Here is a 15,636-nt window from a genome sequence, read left to right as displayed (position 1 = left end):
GAAAAAACGGTTTACCGTTTAACCCTGCTTATTTTTTGGTGCAAATAGTACTTCTGGGTAACATGCCAGTCTAATAATGTGTTCTTTCCGAGGAAGAGAAAAGCAGCACAGCGGTCTTTAGAACCTCTGGTAAATGAATGTATATACTATAGATAAAACAGCCAGAGATCAGGGATTCTGCTATATTCACAGGAGACAGACGTTTTTCGTTACATCAGAATTATGTTCCGGTTATAGGTACAACTAGCATAATATAGTTAATGGTATAACAGACTGGTTCCATCATTTAGTTACTTGTTTTGAAGGATAGAGGCAGCCAGCAGCTAAAATTGTAAATACAGGCCGAATGTATGGGTAAGAATGATGCATGGTATCAAAAGCCGCCCGACTGAATCGTTGAATTTTAGCTGGACGGGTGTTAAGCTTAAGCTTGTCGGGGCTAAACGACGCTTTCAGCTTTTGTATCATCCAGCTTCAGTGCCCAACGTCTAGGAAACTTCCCGTTGCTCTTTCCGATAAGTCAACATCGAATCGCAAGCTCTTCGTGTTTCCTTTATCGATCAGAGAACCGGTCCAGTTTCTACGACGCTGAACGGGCACTTCAGCTTTTGTTAATCCGAAGAGTTTTTGGCATGGTTTATTTTTTATGATATAATATTTATTTAGGAGTGTAGTATGCTATACTCCCATTTTTTAGAGCATTATGGTTTGTTGTAGCGACTAAAAAATGCAAAACGTCATATGCTGTACTGCAGATGGACGATTGTTGGAGGTTCTCGTATGACTGCTGTTTATCATTTTGTTGGAATAAAAGGATCTGGCATGAGTGCACTGGCTCTTGTCTTGCACGACAAAGGCTTTACAGTCCAAGGTTCAGATTATGAAAAATACTTTTTTACGCAAGTTGCTTTAGAAAAAGCAGGAATTAAAATGCTTCCTTTTGATAAGGAAAATATAACATCAGATATGATCGTTATCCAAGGCAATGCATTCCCTGATACGCATGAAGAAATTCAGCGGGCAAAGGAAATGGGCGTGCCGGTCATCCGTTATCACAGTTTTCTGGGGGATTTTATCCAGAATTTTACTAGCGTGGCTATCACAGGCGCGCACGGAAAAACATCGACAACCGGTTTGATGGCGCATGTCATTAAGGGAGCTAAGCCTACATCATTCCTGATTGGCGATGGAACCGGAAAAGGGGAGAAAGATGCTGAGGTATTTGTGTTTGAAGCATGCGAATACCGCCGCCATTTCTTGTCCTATCATCCTGATTATGCGATCATGACCAATATTGACTTTGACCATCCTGATTATTTTTCGAGTCTTGAGGATGTTTTCAGTGCATTCCAGGAGATGGCCCTCCAAGTCAAAAAAGGGATTATTGCCTGCGGAGATGATGATCAACTTCAAAAAATCCAGGCGAAAGTTCCGGTTATCTTTTACGGCTTTAATGAAGAAAATGACTTCCAGGCCCGGAACATCAAAACGTCTTCTGAGGGTACTTCATTTGATGTGTATGTCCGCAATACATTCTTTGATACGTTTAAGATCCCGACTTTCGGTGACCATAGTGTATTGAATGCTCTTGCTGTCATTGCATTATGTAAATATGAAAACGTGGATGTTGACATTGTAAAAGAACAACTTATGAGTTTTAATGGCGTCAAAAGGCGATTCTCTGAAAAAGTGGCCGGATCGCAGGTCTTGGTCGATGATTATGCCCACCATCCTACTGAGATTAAGGCAACGATCGATGCGGCACGCAAAAAGTATCCTGGCAAGAAAATCGTAGCTGTATTCCAGCCGCATACATTTACAAGAACCCAAAAGTTCTTAAATGAGTTTGCCGAAAGCCTCAATATGGCTGATAAAGTATTTTTGTGTGATATTTTTGGATCCGCCCGTGAAAATCAAGGGAAATTGACAATTGACGATCTGTTAGCGATTGTTCCGAACGGCGAAATCTTGAATGAAAAAGATACGTCTCCTTTAAAATCGTACGATGACAGTGTGATCTTATTTATGGGAGCTGGGGATATTCAAAAGTTCCAGTATGCGTATGAACAATTAGCAATTTGATGTTTAAATGAACAGGAAGTGCTTGGACTGTTTTCTGTTCATTTAAACAAAAAGCCCGGCCTAGTCAATAGGTCGGGCTTTTTTTTACTTATTTTAAGTTTTCCGGGTTCAGGCATTCAAGTTCTGGGATTACGAATAAGCCGTCTTTTCTGATGAGAGTCCCGTCAAAGTAAATTTCACCGCCGCCATACTCAGGTCGCTGAATATTCACCATGTCCCAGTGGATATTTGAACTGTTGCCATTATAGGCATCATCGTAGCATTGTCCAGGCGTGAAATGGAAGCTGCCGTCAATTTTTTCATCAAAAAGGATATCTTGCATTGGGTGGAGAATATAAGGATTAACACCAATAGCGAATTCTCCGATATAGCGCGCACCTTCATCCGTATCAAAAATCTTATTGATTCTGTCGCTGTCATTAGCTTGTGCATCGACAATTTTTCCGTCTTTGAAAGTCAGCTTGACATTTTCGAATGTAAACCCTTGGTAAGGTGAAGGAGTGTTGTAGGAGATTGTTCCGTTCACTGAGTTTCTTACAGGGGCTGTATATACCTCTCCATCCGGTATATTCATTTCGCCCGCACATTTAATGGCTGGGATATCTTTGATAGAGAATGTTAGGTCAGTGCCTGGGCCAACCAATCGGACCTTATCGGTTTTATTCATTAGCTCGACCAAATTGTCCATGGCTGCGCTCATTTTGCTGTAATCCAAATTGCAGACATTGAAATAAAAATCTTCAAATGCATCGGTACTCATTTTTGCCAGCTGTGCCATTGCGCTGTTAGGATAACGCAACACAACCCATTTTGTTTTAGGTACGCGTATGTCAGTATGTACTTTTTTACCGATTGTATTGCCGTGAATGCGCATTTTGTCAGCTGGGACATCTGCCTGCTCATTGATGTTGTCACCGGAGCGCAAGCCGATATAAGCATCCATTTCGTTCATGACGGTAGCCTCAAAGCGCGCCATCATTTCATATTGTTCTTCATTGGCGCCCAATAGAAGAGAACGGTCGACTTGCTGGTCTTTCAAAGAAACGAAAGGGAAACCTCCCGCTTTGTATGCTTCGCGTACAAGTGCTTTGACCAATTCTCGTTGCAGGCCGAAGTTTTCGATTAGTACTTTTTCTCCTTTTTGTAATTTGACAGAATAATTGATCAAATTATAAGCTAACTGGTCTATTCGTGGGTCTTTCATCTTGTATATCCTCCTCTATAAATTCTGTTACATCTTCTATTGTACCTTATAAACCAATACGTTGCTCAAACATTCAAAATTATAGGAGAAGGCTTTAACTTTTTGACTGTTTCCCTGTCAGTTTAGTTTATAATATGATGTGATGGGTAATTATTCAGTATGTACTATTGATGGAGGTGTCAACATGGAGATTATTTTGTATTTGAGTGCCGCGGTAGCCGCAATCGCATTCTTAATATTAGTCATTTATTTAGCTAGAACACTAACGTCTGTAAAAGTGACGTTGGATAGTGTTTCTAACACATTGACTGATCTGGAGAAACAACTTCAAGGTATCGCGACCGAGTCCACATTGTTGTTACATAAAACAAACGCCCTTGCTGAAGATCTACAGAAAAAGTCTGAAGATTTGAATACCGTAGTGGATGCGGTCAAGGGAGTGGGCACTTCTTTGAAAAGTTTCAACACAAGCATTCAAACAGTTTCTGCCAAAGTGGAAACCGAACTTGTCCAAAACCAAGATAAGATTGCACAAATCGTACAATGGGGCAATGCCTTCTTCCAATTAAGAGATTCATGGAAGAGCAGAAAAGCGGCCAAGAAACCAACTTCTACTGAAAAGCAAGCTCTCTTAAATGAACAGGAAGCTGAACAAAGTGCATTATTAGCCAAAAAGCGCATTTTGCGCTCAAGAAACTAATATTGATTTTAAATTCAGATAGGGAGGAAACATATTATGAGTTCAAACGATTATCAAAAAGACTTTTCTAGAGACAATACGAAAGCCGAAAGCGAAAAAATAGCATCAGGTTCGAATGGATTTATTGCAGGCGCAATTATTGGGGGCCTTGTAGGGGCAGCAACCGCTTTACTCCTTGCACCGAAATCTGGAAAAGAACTTCGCAGTGATCTGAATGAAAGTGCAAAATCTCTATCAGATAAGACAGAAACCCTTAAAAAAACAGCTGCCGATAAAGGCGGACAGTTCAAACAGGTTGCAACTGAAAAAACCGAACAAATTAAAAAAATGGCTTCTGAAAAAACAAGCCAACTAAAAGAAAAAGGCAGTGATTTAGCGGAAGCAGCCAAATCGAAATCCAGTACGATCAATGACAAGGTGAGCAAGCAATCCGCAGCTGTTATGGAAAATGTGAAAAATATGACTAAAAAAGGCCAAGATAGCAAATCCGATTCTAAGGATCAACACTCTCAGAATAAACAAAAGGACAATAATCATACTGCTAATAGCAAAAGAGATGATAAGCAAGACCATTCTTCCAAGTCAGATCAAGCGAAAATGAAATTGGAAGAAACAGAAAAAGCTTTTGCTAAAACAGAAAACCAATATTCAAAATAAGAAAGTTCCTTGATGGGAGAGCTGTAAGCGATGAAGCAGCAAAATTGCTTCATCGCTTATTTCTTTTTGGATACACTAAGAAGCGACGGGCTTCTGAGTGCCAGAGATAGAACAATGATGGAATCGAAATGTGTAAAAACAGGAAGGGAAGGTGCGACAATGGCAAAGCAACATATCCATACGCAGCAAGAACTAGAAGATCAATTGAAAAACGATAAAGTTTTAATATTTAAGCATAGTTCAACATGCCCGATCAGTGCGGAAGCATTTGTACAATACGAAAAATTCACTGAAGAGCACCCAGAGCTTACTTCATTATATCTAGTTGTACAGGAAGATAAGGAGTTGTCTAACAGTATTGCGGATACGTATCATGTAAAGCACCAATCACCACAAGCAATCTTGTTTAAAAATGGAGATGTGGCTTGGCATGAATCCCATTGGCGTATTACTGTCGATTCGTTGACAAAAGCGTTGGAGGAATAAGGTGAGTCTTGAACGGCGAAAATTTTTATTTATAAAAAGGAAGCACCTTACTTATAGGGGTAAGGTGCTTTTTCATTGGCGCTAGCAGGCCACATAATAGTCAGGTCATCACCGGGATTGAGCTGTTCGTGGAAACTAGTTTCCTGATTATTTTTCATTAAAACAAATGCACTCGATGATGCGGGAAAGTCAATTTCTACGTGTCGGAACAAATCCTGGAAGATGAAGGGCAGTTCCGGTTTGTGTATAAGCCGCAGTCGATCGCCTCTCGATAGGACATCATGGTCTTGCAGTACTTTGTCAGCGCGTGAAATTTCAGTTTTTCGTTTTTGCAGAATCAGTGGCTTGCCATTAAAGGTGACGGGTATGGAATAGTGCATTTCAATCTGCAGTGCGTCGAGCAAGTCCTTCACTGTGGGTTGGCTGCCTGCTTTATTAATTATGATGATATCTCCATCTTCAATCGGAGAAGAGGCAGTGACTTCTTTTCCGTTCTTGGTCAGCGATCCTGCATGAGCAGGAATAATATATTGTTTTTCGTTCAAATACAGGCTGAACGGCTGGAGTTGGTCAAGCTGGGAAGCCAAGCCAAGGGCAGCCAATAAGGATTGAATGGTTTCCGGCAGCTTGCAAACAATTTCATCATGGTCTTCGACAAAATCATTAGGGTCTGCTATTTTTTGGTTCTTTTTGATAACTGCTTCAATGACATATTTCGTTTGGTTAATGGTAACCGTTTTGCGTGGAATATGATCCAGCAGGTCTTTGATGCGAATTTTTTGTTCTCCTCCGTCTGCGCCCCGTTCTACCTCTATAGCATCTTCCGCGTGTACTTCATCCTTCAAGGATGCCTGGTTACCGTTCAGAAGAAGGGTAGGGGCTTTGCCGTGTTTACCAGGAATGGTAATAGACTGCCCGTTCACGCCCACAATCAAAGCCAATCCGGGTTTTCCATATAATTTATTCACTTTTATCCCGGCGGCAAGCAAACAATCGCCAACTGTCATTTGCTTCATATTGAATAAACGGACGGTCATATTATTGACAGTCACGGAAACATATTGTACAGGCGTCTGCTGGGCTGCCAAAGCAATCCCAATTGGTGTAACAAGCTCCGGTCCCTTGGAAACAGTATCTTTGATGTCAACACTCTGGATGGCCGATACATCTCTGACTGCCACTCGGTTTTCCGGCAGTTGCAGTTTTTCAGCCAGAAGTTGAGGCAGTCTTGGCGTAAGGCTTCCTCCCCCCACGAGCATGACGGCTTTAGGAGGCTTTTTATTATTAAGATTCAATATTTCATCACTGATTTGGGCAGCCAAATGTTCCAAGGAAGGGGTGATCTTCTCGATAATTTCTGAAGTAGCCATTTCTTCTTCAAACCCTAATATATCCTTTATCGTGATGCTTTCCTCTGTGTTTATTTTTCGTTTTGCTTCCTCAGCCAAAGGAAAATCGAGCAGCAAGTGGTCACTGATGGCTTCCGTAATTTCATCGCCGGCTGTTGGAACCATCCCATAAGCAATCACGGTGCCCAAATCCGTAATGGCAATGTCTGAAGTTCCTGCCCCGATATCGACCAATGCAACATTTAATCGCCGCATGGATGGAGGGATCAAGACATTGATGGCAGCGATCGGTTCCAGGGTTAATGCTTGCATCTGCAGATCAGCACGTTTCAAAGCGGAGATCAATGATTCAACAACTACTTTTGGGAGGAAGGTAGCGATGATTTCTACAGATGCTTCATGGCCGTTTTGATCGATGAGACTTCCAATTTCGATTCCGTCTAATCGATAATACAATACAGAATAGCCGACACAATAATAATTAAAACTGTTGTCCACCTGATATGTTTCAGCTACTTGGGATTGTGCCTGCTGTACTGCACTCAGTTCCAGATGCAAAATATCTTCTTTGTCCATCATCGGTTTGCCTTGTATGTCGACAGCAACCATTGCTCTTTCTGTTTTTAAGGCTCTTCCGGCAGCAGCAACGCTGACATGAGTCAATTTTCCGTGCTTTTCTTCCATTTTCTCTTTTAAATCCGCAATCACCTTTGATACAGCAAGCACGTCATGGATTTGGCCGTCCAGCATCGCTCGTTCTGTATGTTCCTGGGATAGGATATCAGTCACGCAATAGCGATTCTGTTGTTGTTCGATGATGATGCCAACAACAGATCGCGTCCCTATATCTAAAGCAAATAGTTTTTCCTGCATGGATTACACCTTCTTTTTTCAATATCCATCTTTGTATTTCCGCCTACTATAATTTATCGTATTAATCAATCAAGAATTATAGTCTCTTTTTTATTTAAGAATGCAGTTATTTACTTTAGTGCTTAAAAGCGTTTAAGTAATAAAAGTTTTTCGTGACTTTTAAAAACGTTTGTTTTATAATAATCTCTAATTATATAAAAATGTACCATAAATTATAATGCAGTTGAAGTCAGCTTGTGGAAGTAATTTCGTTTTATGCGGGACTCCGTTTGCGTTATGATTAAGTGAAAACCCCAATAAAATAGACTTTCTTTTCATGGCTGGGTTGAACAATCCCAATGTTCAATCGTTTAACTCTCGTTTAAGATGGGAGACTAAGCACAGGATACACAAAAAAATAAGTTTAGAAAGGAATGGGTGGACAATGGGCAATACTGAATTAAATGAGCTTCGTGAAAAATTAGACAGCATTAATCTTTCACTCCTACAATTGATTAATGAAAGAGCTGAAATTGTACAGGAAATTGGACGTGTGAAAGAAAAACAAGGAGTAAACAAATACGATCCGCTTCGTGAAAGAGAAATGCTTAATTTGATTGATGAGAACAATCAAGGCCCGCTGTCCCCTAGCATCATTAAACATATATTCAAAGAAATTTTTAAGATGAGCCTGGATCTTCAGAAAGATGAAGAGAAAAAAGCTTTGCTTGTTTCACGGAAGAAAAAGCCTGAAGACACAATCATCAATATTAAGGGCCAGCTTGTAGGGAATGGAACACCAACGATGGTGTTTGGCCCTTGCGCGGTGGAATCATATGAACAGACCGCTGCTGCTGCCGAAGTCATACAATCAAAAGGCCTTAAGTTCATACGGGGCGGTGCCTATAAACCAAGAACATCGCCATATGATTTCCAGGGGCTTGGCTTAGAAGGCTTGCAAATCCTAAAGAAAATCAGCGACAAATACGGCTTGGCTGTGATTTCGGAAATTGTGAATCCAGCCGATATCGAAACAGCCATCGATTATTTGGATGTCATTCAAATCGGTGCGCGCAATATGCAAAATTTCGAGTTGCTTAAGGCCGCAGGAGCAGTTGACAAACCAGTGCTATTGAAACGCGGGCTTTCTGCTACAATTGATGAATTTATTCATGCAGCCGAGTATATCATGTCACAGGGTAATGGAAAGATTATATTATGCGAACGCGGGATCCGGACATACGAGCGTGCGACTAGAAATACACTAGATATTACGGCCGTACCGATTTTGAAACAGGAAACACATTTACCGGTGTTCGTTGATGTAACGCACTCTACTGGACGAAAAGACTTGTTGTTGCCGGCCGCAAAAGCAGCCTTGGCGATTGGGGCAGACGGCATCATGGCTGAAGTGCACCCGGATCCAAGTGTTGCTCTTTCTGACTCTGCGCAACAAATGGATTTCCAAGAATTCGACCAGTTCTTGGCTGGTCTGCAAACCCAAATGAAAGTTATGAACTGAATGTGGATAGCTGAAAAAGAACGCTTTGTTAATGAGGCGTTCTTTTTTGTCGTTTCTTCACAAATATGTTATAATTTTCAGAAAATAATAAAAATATTCTCGTAAAAAAGAGGGTATAATAGGAGTGAGTACTGGCATATTGATGCAGGATTGCGGTAAAATGATAAAGCAACATTGAAGTCTTTTGATCTTTATCGTATTATAGAGTATTAATAGAGGATCCTTGAGGTCCTCTTGTACGGGCTATTGTGTAATCATGAACAAGAGATGAATACGTATATATATTCATCTCATTAAATATGACATAACGAAAAGATATTCATTCATAGACTAAATTACTAGCTGAAGGAGTTCTGACAAATGAACAACATAACCATTTACGACGTAGCAAGAGAAGCCAATGTATCAATGGCTACTGTTTCACGTGTAGTGAACGGTAATCCAAACGTAAAACCGGCTACCAGAAAAAAAGTAAATGAGGTAATTGCACGGTTGGGATATCGTCCTAATGCTGTGGCTAGAGGGTTGGCCAGCAAAAAAACGACAACAGTAGGGATCATTATTCCGGACATTTCAAATATCTTTTTTGCTGAACTGGCACGAGGAATTGAAGATATCGCGACAATGTACAAATATAATATTATTTTGAGCAACTCGGATGAAAATCAAGATAAAGAATTGCATCTGTTCAATACGATGTTGGGAAAACAAGTAGACGGTTTTATTTTCATGGGCGGCCATATCACCGAGCAGCATGTGGAAGAATTCCGCAAGTCCCCGGTTCCGGTAGTACTGGCTGGTTCGCTTGATACTTCGGGTCAAATACCATCCGTTAATATCGACTATGAAAAAGCAGCCTACGACAGTGTGCAGGATTTCATATCACGCGGACGGAAAAAAATTGCTATTGTACTTGGCAATCCGGAGGCACCGATTAATCGTGCTAAATTGTCCGGATACAAAGCGGCTCTTGAAAAGAATGGCATCTCATTCAATGAAAATTATGTAGTGGAAGGAGATTACTCCTACGATTCCGGCATCGAGGCATTTGACCGATTGCGCCAATTGGATGAAAAACCGGATGCCATTTTGGCTGGTGCGGATGAAATGGCAGTAGGAGTCGTCCATGCTGCGCAAGATCATGGTTTCTCCGTTCCAGAAGATATTGAAGTGATCTCATTCGATAATACAAAATTGACGTTGATGGTTAGACCGCAAATTACAACAGTTGTCCAGCCTCTTTACGATATCGGTGCTGTGGCAATGAGATTGCTGACTAAGTTAATGAACAAAGAAACAGTTGAAGAATCAACAGTGGTTCTGCCGCACCGTCTTGAGCAACGGAATTCAACCAACTAATCTTTGTAGGAATCGGTTACCTTTTCTCTGCAAGCAAAAAAGCAATCTTTATTAAAAAAATAAACTCAATCTTTGAACACCCCTTAAAAGCTAGACATTCTCGACCTTTTAAGGGGTGTTTTTTAGTGCGCTTTTTCGTTGTTTATCCCACGTATTTTTTAAATGGCAGATAAATATGTTTGTGGTCCGAAATTTGTGGATAAATTGGATAATAGCAAATCAAGGCTGCTTTCCGGAAGCTATATGTCTTAATTAGTTGGATTCATCAGCGCATTGGAGTTTGGAGGAACAGCCAAAAACAAGGAGAAAATGAAATGGACCAATTTAAACTGGAACCTGATAAGCCGGAATCCTATTGGCTGGAATCAAGCAAAAGGCCGCATACGGAGAAAAAAGTGGAGCTCGCCGATGCAGACGTGATCATTGCCGGGGCGGGGATTACTGGAATCACGCTCGCATACTTATTAGTTAAAGCCGGCGTCCGTGTCATTCTTTTCGATGCAGGAAGAGTGATGAATGGAACTACGGGGCACACAACTGCAAAGGTAACCGCACAGCATGGGCTTATATATGACCGATTATTGAATGAAGCGGGCAGAGAAAAAGCACAAATGTACTATCAGGCCAATGCTGAGGCGCTCAGCTTCATCAGAAGCCAAATTAAACAACAACAAATCAGTTGCGATTACAGTGTGCAAGATGCTTATGTCTTCACGAATGATGATGATTATCTATCTAAGTTGGAACGTGAATATAAAGCTTATCAAACGTTGGGGATTCATGGCTCGCTGACAGCCAATATTCCTATAGGCCTTGATGTGAAATCAGCTATTGCTATGGAAGGCCAGGCCCAATTCCATCCGGTGAAGTACCTGAATTATTTTGTGTCAGAGATAATCAAAGAAGGCGGCACCATCTTGGAACAGACACCGGCTGTTGATGTGGAAACCGGGAACCTAATACAGGTCAAATTAAGGGATGGAAATGTTCTCAAAGGCAAACAACTCGTTATGGCGACCCATTTCCCATTCTACGATAAGAAAGGATTCTATTTTGCTAGGTTGGAACCACAGCGTTCTTATGTCATCGGTGCCCGCAGCAAGACTGAGTATGCCGGGGGCATGTATATCAGTGCTGAAAAACCTAAAAGGTCTATCAGAGCCACTCCTTTGGATAATGGAGACCAGTTGCTGCTGATCGGCGGCGATGGCCATAAAACGGGACAGGGCATAGAGGAAGCCCGTCATTATAATGCCCTGCTGCAATATGCAAAGGAAACATTCAAGATCGATAAGGCCGAGTACCGCTGGTCGGCGCAAGACCTAAAAACCCTTGATGGCATTCCTTATATTGGCCATCAGACTTCTGGTGAATCCAATCTGTTTATTGCTACCGGTTACGATAAGTGGGGGATGACAAATGGCACTGCAGGCGCTTTGCTTCTGCGTGATTTGATTTTAGGAAAAGAGAGCGAATATCAACAATTGTACAATCCATCACGTTTTGATATAAATCCTTCATTAGGTAATGTTATATCCTTCAATGCTGATGTTGCCAAGCAGTTAATCAAGGGCAAATTAGATAGGCCAGACCAGACTGTTGAGGAACTTGCTGCCGGAGAAGGCGGAACGGTTGTTATAGATGGAAAAAGGGCGGGAGCCTACAGGGACGAAATGGGCCAATTGCATATGGTTGATACAACATGCACCCATTTAGGCTGCGAAGTAAAATGGAACAGCGGTGATAAAAGCTGGGATTGCCCTTGCCATGGTTCCCGTTTTTCATATCAAGGGGAAGTGCTGGAAGGGCCGGCAACTAAACCGCTTAAAAGATTGGATGAAAAAAGATAGACAAAAGCCTCCAAACCTCTTATTTGGAGGCTTTTTACCTGCAATTTAGCGAGGGGTGCATATTTTTTTCGCGGAAGGGGAATATAATTAGCATCTGTTAAGCAATCAAGAGGTACATTATTTGCAGAAAGTTGTGCTTAGTAATATAATTTGCGTTAAGGAAACTTTTTGGGCGGTTTTTAAAATCGTTCCGTGCTGTGAAGAAAATTCTTCACTCACTGTATTCGCCGGCTTTCCCACGGGAGTATACGTAGCCGGGAACGAATGCCAAATGGTTATATATTACTAAGAATATGGAGTTATGAAAATAGCCTTCATTTTTTACAGATTATAATATGCGTAGCAGTAACAGGGGGGACAAACTATGATTGATGACACCACTAAGCAAAATAAATCTCAGCCTAAAGAAAAGATAGATTTGGCGCGAATGACATTGGAAGGGAAAACAAAAGGGTGGAAAAGAATACTCCCTTTCCTTGGTCCGGCTTTCATTGCTTCTGTGGCATATATTGATCCCGGAAATTTTGCCACTAATATAGCCGCAGGTTCGCAATATGGATATCTTTTATTATGGGTGATTGCCCTCTCAAATTTGATGGCTGTACTGATACAATCGCTTTCTGCCAAGCTGGGGATTGCGACCGGAAAGAATTTGCCTGAAGTAGCCAGGGAGCATTTCCCAAAATCTGTTTCCATTGGCTTATGGATACAAGGCGAATTGGTTATTATGGCGACTGATTTGGCTGAATTTATTGGAGCAGCACTTGGAATGAACTTATTATTTGGCATTCCATTAGTGCCCGCAGCATTAATCACGGCTGTGCTGTCCTTTGCAATTTTAGCTATACAGCAACGCGGTTTTCGCCCATTGGAAATAGTGATTACGGGGATGGTGTTGATTGTCGTTCTGGCGTTCGGCATCCAAGTGTTTTATGCGGAACCGGAAATCAGCCCGTTGCTGGCAGGTCTGTTCGAACCTAAATTTCAGGGTGTGGATAGCATACTGCTGGCCGCCGGTATATTAGGTGCGACTGTTATGCCTCATGCTATTTATCTGCACTCAGCGCTTACGCAGAACAGGGTGATTGGCGCGACGGAAAACGAGCGGAAAAAAATCTTTCGCTTTGAATTTATAGATATCGTTATCGCGATGTTGATAGCGGGAGCCATCAATGCCAGTATGCTCATCGTGGCAGCAGCGCTATTTTTCAAAAATGGTTTAAACATCGAGGACTTGGATGTGGCCTATCAGCAGTTCGACCATTTAATCGGACCGGTTTCCGCAATCCTGTTTGGCGTTGGCCTATTGATTGCCGGGTTATCAAGTTCATCTGTTGGGACCATGTCAGGCGATATTATTATGCAGGGCTTCACCAAAATGCATATTCCTCTATATATTAGACGGCTTGTTACCATGATTCCGCCTATTGTCCTCATAGCGTTGGGAATAAATCCAACCTATGCCTTGGTCATGAGCCAGGTGGCGTTGTCATTTGGCATAGCTTTTGCTTTGGTTCCGTTGATTATGTTTACAAGCAACAAAAAAATCATGGGCGGCATGGTCAACCATAAGGTGACTACTTCTGTTGCCTGGGGGATTTCGGTGATTATCATCGCATTGAATCTATTTATCTTGTATGATACTTTTTGGGGATAATAAAGAAAGCGGCCTGGTCATCCAGGCCGCTTTTTCATCGATTTAGCCTTGCGAGGTATCCGCCGTTTTAGCATTGCGGATGGGATAGAGGCATTTATCGAGCATCTGTTGATTTTTCTCTGTAATTTCTTGTTTTCGTGGAATCGGTTTATACATATTTACCGGGTCTTCCCATGTGGTGGCAAGCGCTATGGGGGCGACGGGCTGCCATTGATCTAGCCAAACTTGGGGAATCTTGCCGGACTGCGGTTTTGTGCCGGACATTTCCAACCATATACGGGCCCAAGCCCTTGGAACCACCCGCCATATATCATATCCTCCGCCTCCTACGGCAATCCACTTGCCGCCGCAGTATTGGTGGGCCATTTCATGGGCGAGTTTTGGGATTTCTTCATAGATTTTCATCGTTGCAGATAGATGTGTGAGAGGATCTAAGTAGTGGGCGTCTGCTCCGTTTTGGGTAAGGATAACATCAGGCCTAAAAAATTCGATAATTTCCCTGAAGGCAGTTGTATACGAATTCAAGAAGGATTCATCCTCGGTAAAAGCATCAATCGGTATATTAAAGGAATAACCATAGCCTTGTCCTTGGCCTCTTTCATTGACATTGCCTGTGCCTGGGAAAAGGTAGCGCCCTGTTTCATGGATGGAAAAGGTGCAGACCTGTTCATCGTCGTAGAAAGACCACTGTACGCCATCGCCATGATGGGCGTCCGTATCAATGTATAATACTCGGGCATTGTATTTTTTCTGAAGATATTTGATGGCGACTGAACTGTCGTTATAGATGCAAAAGCCGGATGCCTTACCGCGGAAGCCATGATGAAGGCCTCCTCCCAGATTGAGGGCATGCTGTGCTTTTCCTTCCATGACAGCATCGACGGCTGTCAAAGTCCCGCCTACTAAGAGAGCGCTGGCTTCGTGCATGCCAGGGAAAATAGGGGTATCTTCTGTTCCTAGCCCATAATTGGCTGCTCGTTCTTCAGAAAGCAATCCCTGCCCCGCTTGCTTGACAGCGTTTACATAGTCAGGGTCATGCACTAGGCATAACTCTTCATCGGTTGCCATCCGTGGAGCGATGATTTGGTCGTCTGAAATGCTGTTACAGGAACGCAGCAAATCGAGTGTTAATTTAAGCCTCAACTGGTTAAATGGATGGTCGTCATTAAATTTATAACGCAGCTGTTCCTCTGAGTAGACAAATAATGCATGTTTCATAGCGGCATCCCCGGGATTTCCGGCCATTGGATGTCATATCCTTTGTCTCTAAGCTCCTTGATAACAAGGGAGGGATTCATTGTTTGGACACGGATTACAAGGATTTTAAACAGATCGTTATCAGGAGCAGGATAAACCAGAACACTATGGATATTAACTTTTTTTTCTTTAAAAATAGCGGCTACATCGCTTAGTATGCCTGGTTTGTTGCGGACTTTTATTTGAATATGCGAACCAGGTTGGTTGGCACCTGTCAATTTAACGAATGTATGCAATAAATCCGTTTCGGTTACAATCCCGACTAATTTGCCGTCCAGCAAAACGGGCATGCAGCCGATTTTATTTTCATAGAACACAGCAGCAACATCTTCAACAAAATCTAGCGGATGGCCAGTAATTACATCCTTCTTTAGAATAGCTTTCAGAGGTTGCTGCAGGTCTTCGAGAAAGTGAGTGGAACGGAAAATGGATGGAGTGGCGTCCCGGATATCCTGGTTCGATACCAGGCCGACGAGATGTTGTTGTTCATCAACGATGGGCAAGTGGCGGATATGGTGTTTCCTCATGATGTCGAATGCCTCATGAATTGTATTTGCCTCTGTTAATGTAACCAGGTCCCGGCTCATGATTTCTTCTAATAACATGTATGACATCCCCTTTTTTGATGAATCTCTAGCAATCTCTTATATCGATATCAATT

The 15,636-nt window shown here is 42.1% G+C and carries 12 protein-coding genes; 8 read left to right on the top strand and 4 right to left on the bottom strand.

The genetic code is table 11. From position 1 onward, the window contains the following. Positions 1–780 precede the first annotated feature (780 nt). Entirely contained in the window at positions 781–2,082 is a 1,302-nt protein-coding gene (murC, locus tag BN1765_RS16020; RefSeq protein ID WP_050616083.1) for a UDP-N-acetylmuramate--L-alanine ligase, read from the top strand. Between the two features lie 88 nt (positions 2,083–2,170). Here the strand turns inward: murC and BN1765_RS16015 are convergent, their stop codons facing one another. Further along, on the bottom strand, positions 2,171–3,286 hold the full coding sequence (locus BN1765_RS16015; protein ID WP_050616082.1) for an aminopeptidase: 1,116 nt from the start codon (positions 3,284–3,286) through the stop codon (positions 2,171–2,173). 184 nt (positions 3,287–3,470) lie between these two features. Here BN1765_RS16015 and BN1765_RS16010 point away from each other — a divergent pair, with 184 nt between their 5' ends. Genes BN1765_RS16010 through ytxJ form a run of 3 tightly spaced genes read left to right on the top strand, consistent with a single transcriptional unit; the run spans position 3,471 to position 5,129 of the window. Continuing rightward, the gene (locus BN1765_RS16010; RefSeq protein WP_050616081.1) at positions 3,471–3,986 is read left to right on the top strand and encodes a DUF948 domain-containing protein; all 516 of its coding nucleotides are present in this window, start codon (positions 3,471–3,473) and stop codon (positions 3,984–3,986) included. 36 nt (positions 3,987–4,022) lie between these two features. Further along, the gene (locus BN1765_RS16005) at positions 4,023–4,643 is read left to right on the top strand and encodes a YtxH domain-containing protein (protein WP_050616080.1); all 621 of its coding nucleotides are present in this window, start codon (positions 4,023–4,025) and stop codon (positions 4,641–4,643) included. Between the two features lie 30 nt (positions 4,644–4,673). Next, positions 4,674–5,129: a bacillithiol system redox-active protein YtxJ gene (gene ytxJ, locus BN1765_RS16000; RefSeq protein WP_315969839.1), complete on the top strand. Its 456-nt coding sequence runs from the start codon at positions 4,674–4,676 to the stop codon at positions 5,127–5,129. 47 nt (positions 5,130–5,176) lie between these two features. Here ytxJ and pilM read toward each other — a convergent pair whose 3' ends face one another. Further along, positions 5,177–7,351 carry a cell division FtsA domain-containing protein gene (gene pilM, locus BN1765_RS15995; protein ID WP_050616079.1) on the bottom strand — a complete coding sequence of 725 codons (2,175 nt, stop codon included), beginning with the start codon at positions 7,349–7,351 and terminating at the stop codon, positions 5,177–5,179. Between the two features lie 424 nt (positions 7,352–7,775). Here pilM and BN1765_RS15990 point away from each other — a divergent pair, with 424 nt between their 5' ends. From BN1765_RS15990 to BN1765_RS15975, 4 genes are all read left to right on the top strand, one after another. After that, complete coding sequence (locus tag BN1765_RS15990) at positions 7,776–8,852, top strand: bifunctional 3-deoxy-7-phosphoheptulonate synthase/chorismate mutase (protein ID WP_050616078.1); 1,077 nt, start codon at positions 7,776–7,778, stop codon at positions 8,850–8,852. Between the two features lie 360 nt (positions 8,853–9,212). Further along, positions 9,213–10,211, top strand: coding sequence for a catabolite control protein A (gene ccpA / locus BN1765_RS15985; RefSeq protein ID WP_050616077.1), 999 nt, complete (start codon positions 9,213–9,215; stop codon positions 10,209–10,211). A 314-nt stretch (positions 10,212–10,525) separates the two neighbouring features. Then, the gene (locus BN1765_RS15980; RefSeq protein ID WP_050616076.1) at positions 10,526–12,061 is read left to right on the top strand and encodes an FAD-dependent oxidoreductase; all 1,536 of its coding nucleotides are present in this window, start codon (positions 10,526–10,528) and stop codon (positions 12,059–12,061) included. Between the two features lie 364 nt (positions 12,062–12,425). Further along, complete coding sequence (locus BN1765_RS15975) at positions 12,426–13,718, top strand: Nramp family divalent metal transporter (protein WP_050616075.1); 1,293 nt, start codon at positions 12,426–12,428, stop codon at positions 13,716–13,718. A 42-nt stretch (positions 13,719–13,760) separates the two neighbouring features. Here BN1765_RS15975 and BN1765_RS15970 read toward each other — a convergent pair whose 3' ends face one another. Then, the gene (locus BN1765_RS15970; RefSeq protein ID WP_050616074.1) at positions 13,761–14,936 is read right to left on the bottom strand and encodes an acetoin utilization protein AcuC; all 1,176 of its coding nucleotides are present in this window, start codon (positions 14,934–14,936) and stop codon (positions 13,761–13,763) included. Further along, on the bottom strand, positions 14,933–15,580 hold the full coding sequence (locus tag BN1765_RS15965; RefSeq protein ID WP_050616073.1) for an acetoin utilization AcuB family protein: 648 nt from the start codon (positions 15,578–15,580) through the stop codon (positions 14,933–14,935). Before BN1765_RS15965 ends, BN1765_RS15970 begins: the two co-directional genes overlap by 4 nt. Between the last annotated feature and the right edge of the window lie 56 nt (positions 15,581–15,636).

This window comes from Bacillus testis (assembly GCF_001243895.1).
GTDB lineage: Bacteria > Bacillota > Bacilli > Bacillales > DSM-1321 > Bacillus_AD > Bacillus_AD testis.
This window is presented reverse-complemented; position numbering and strand designations above follow the sequence as displayed.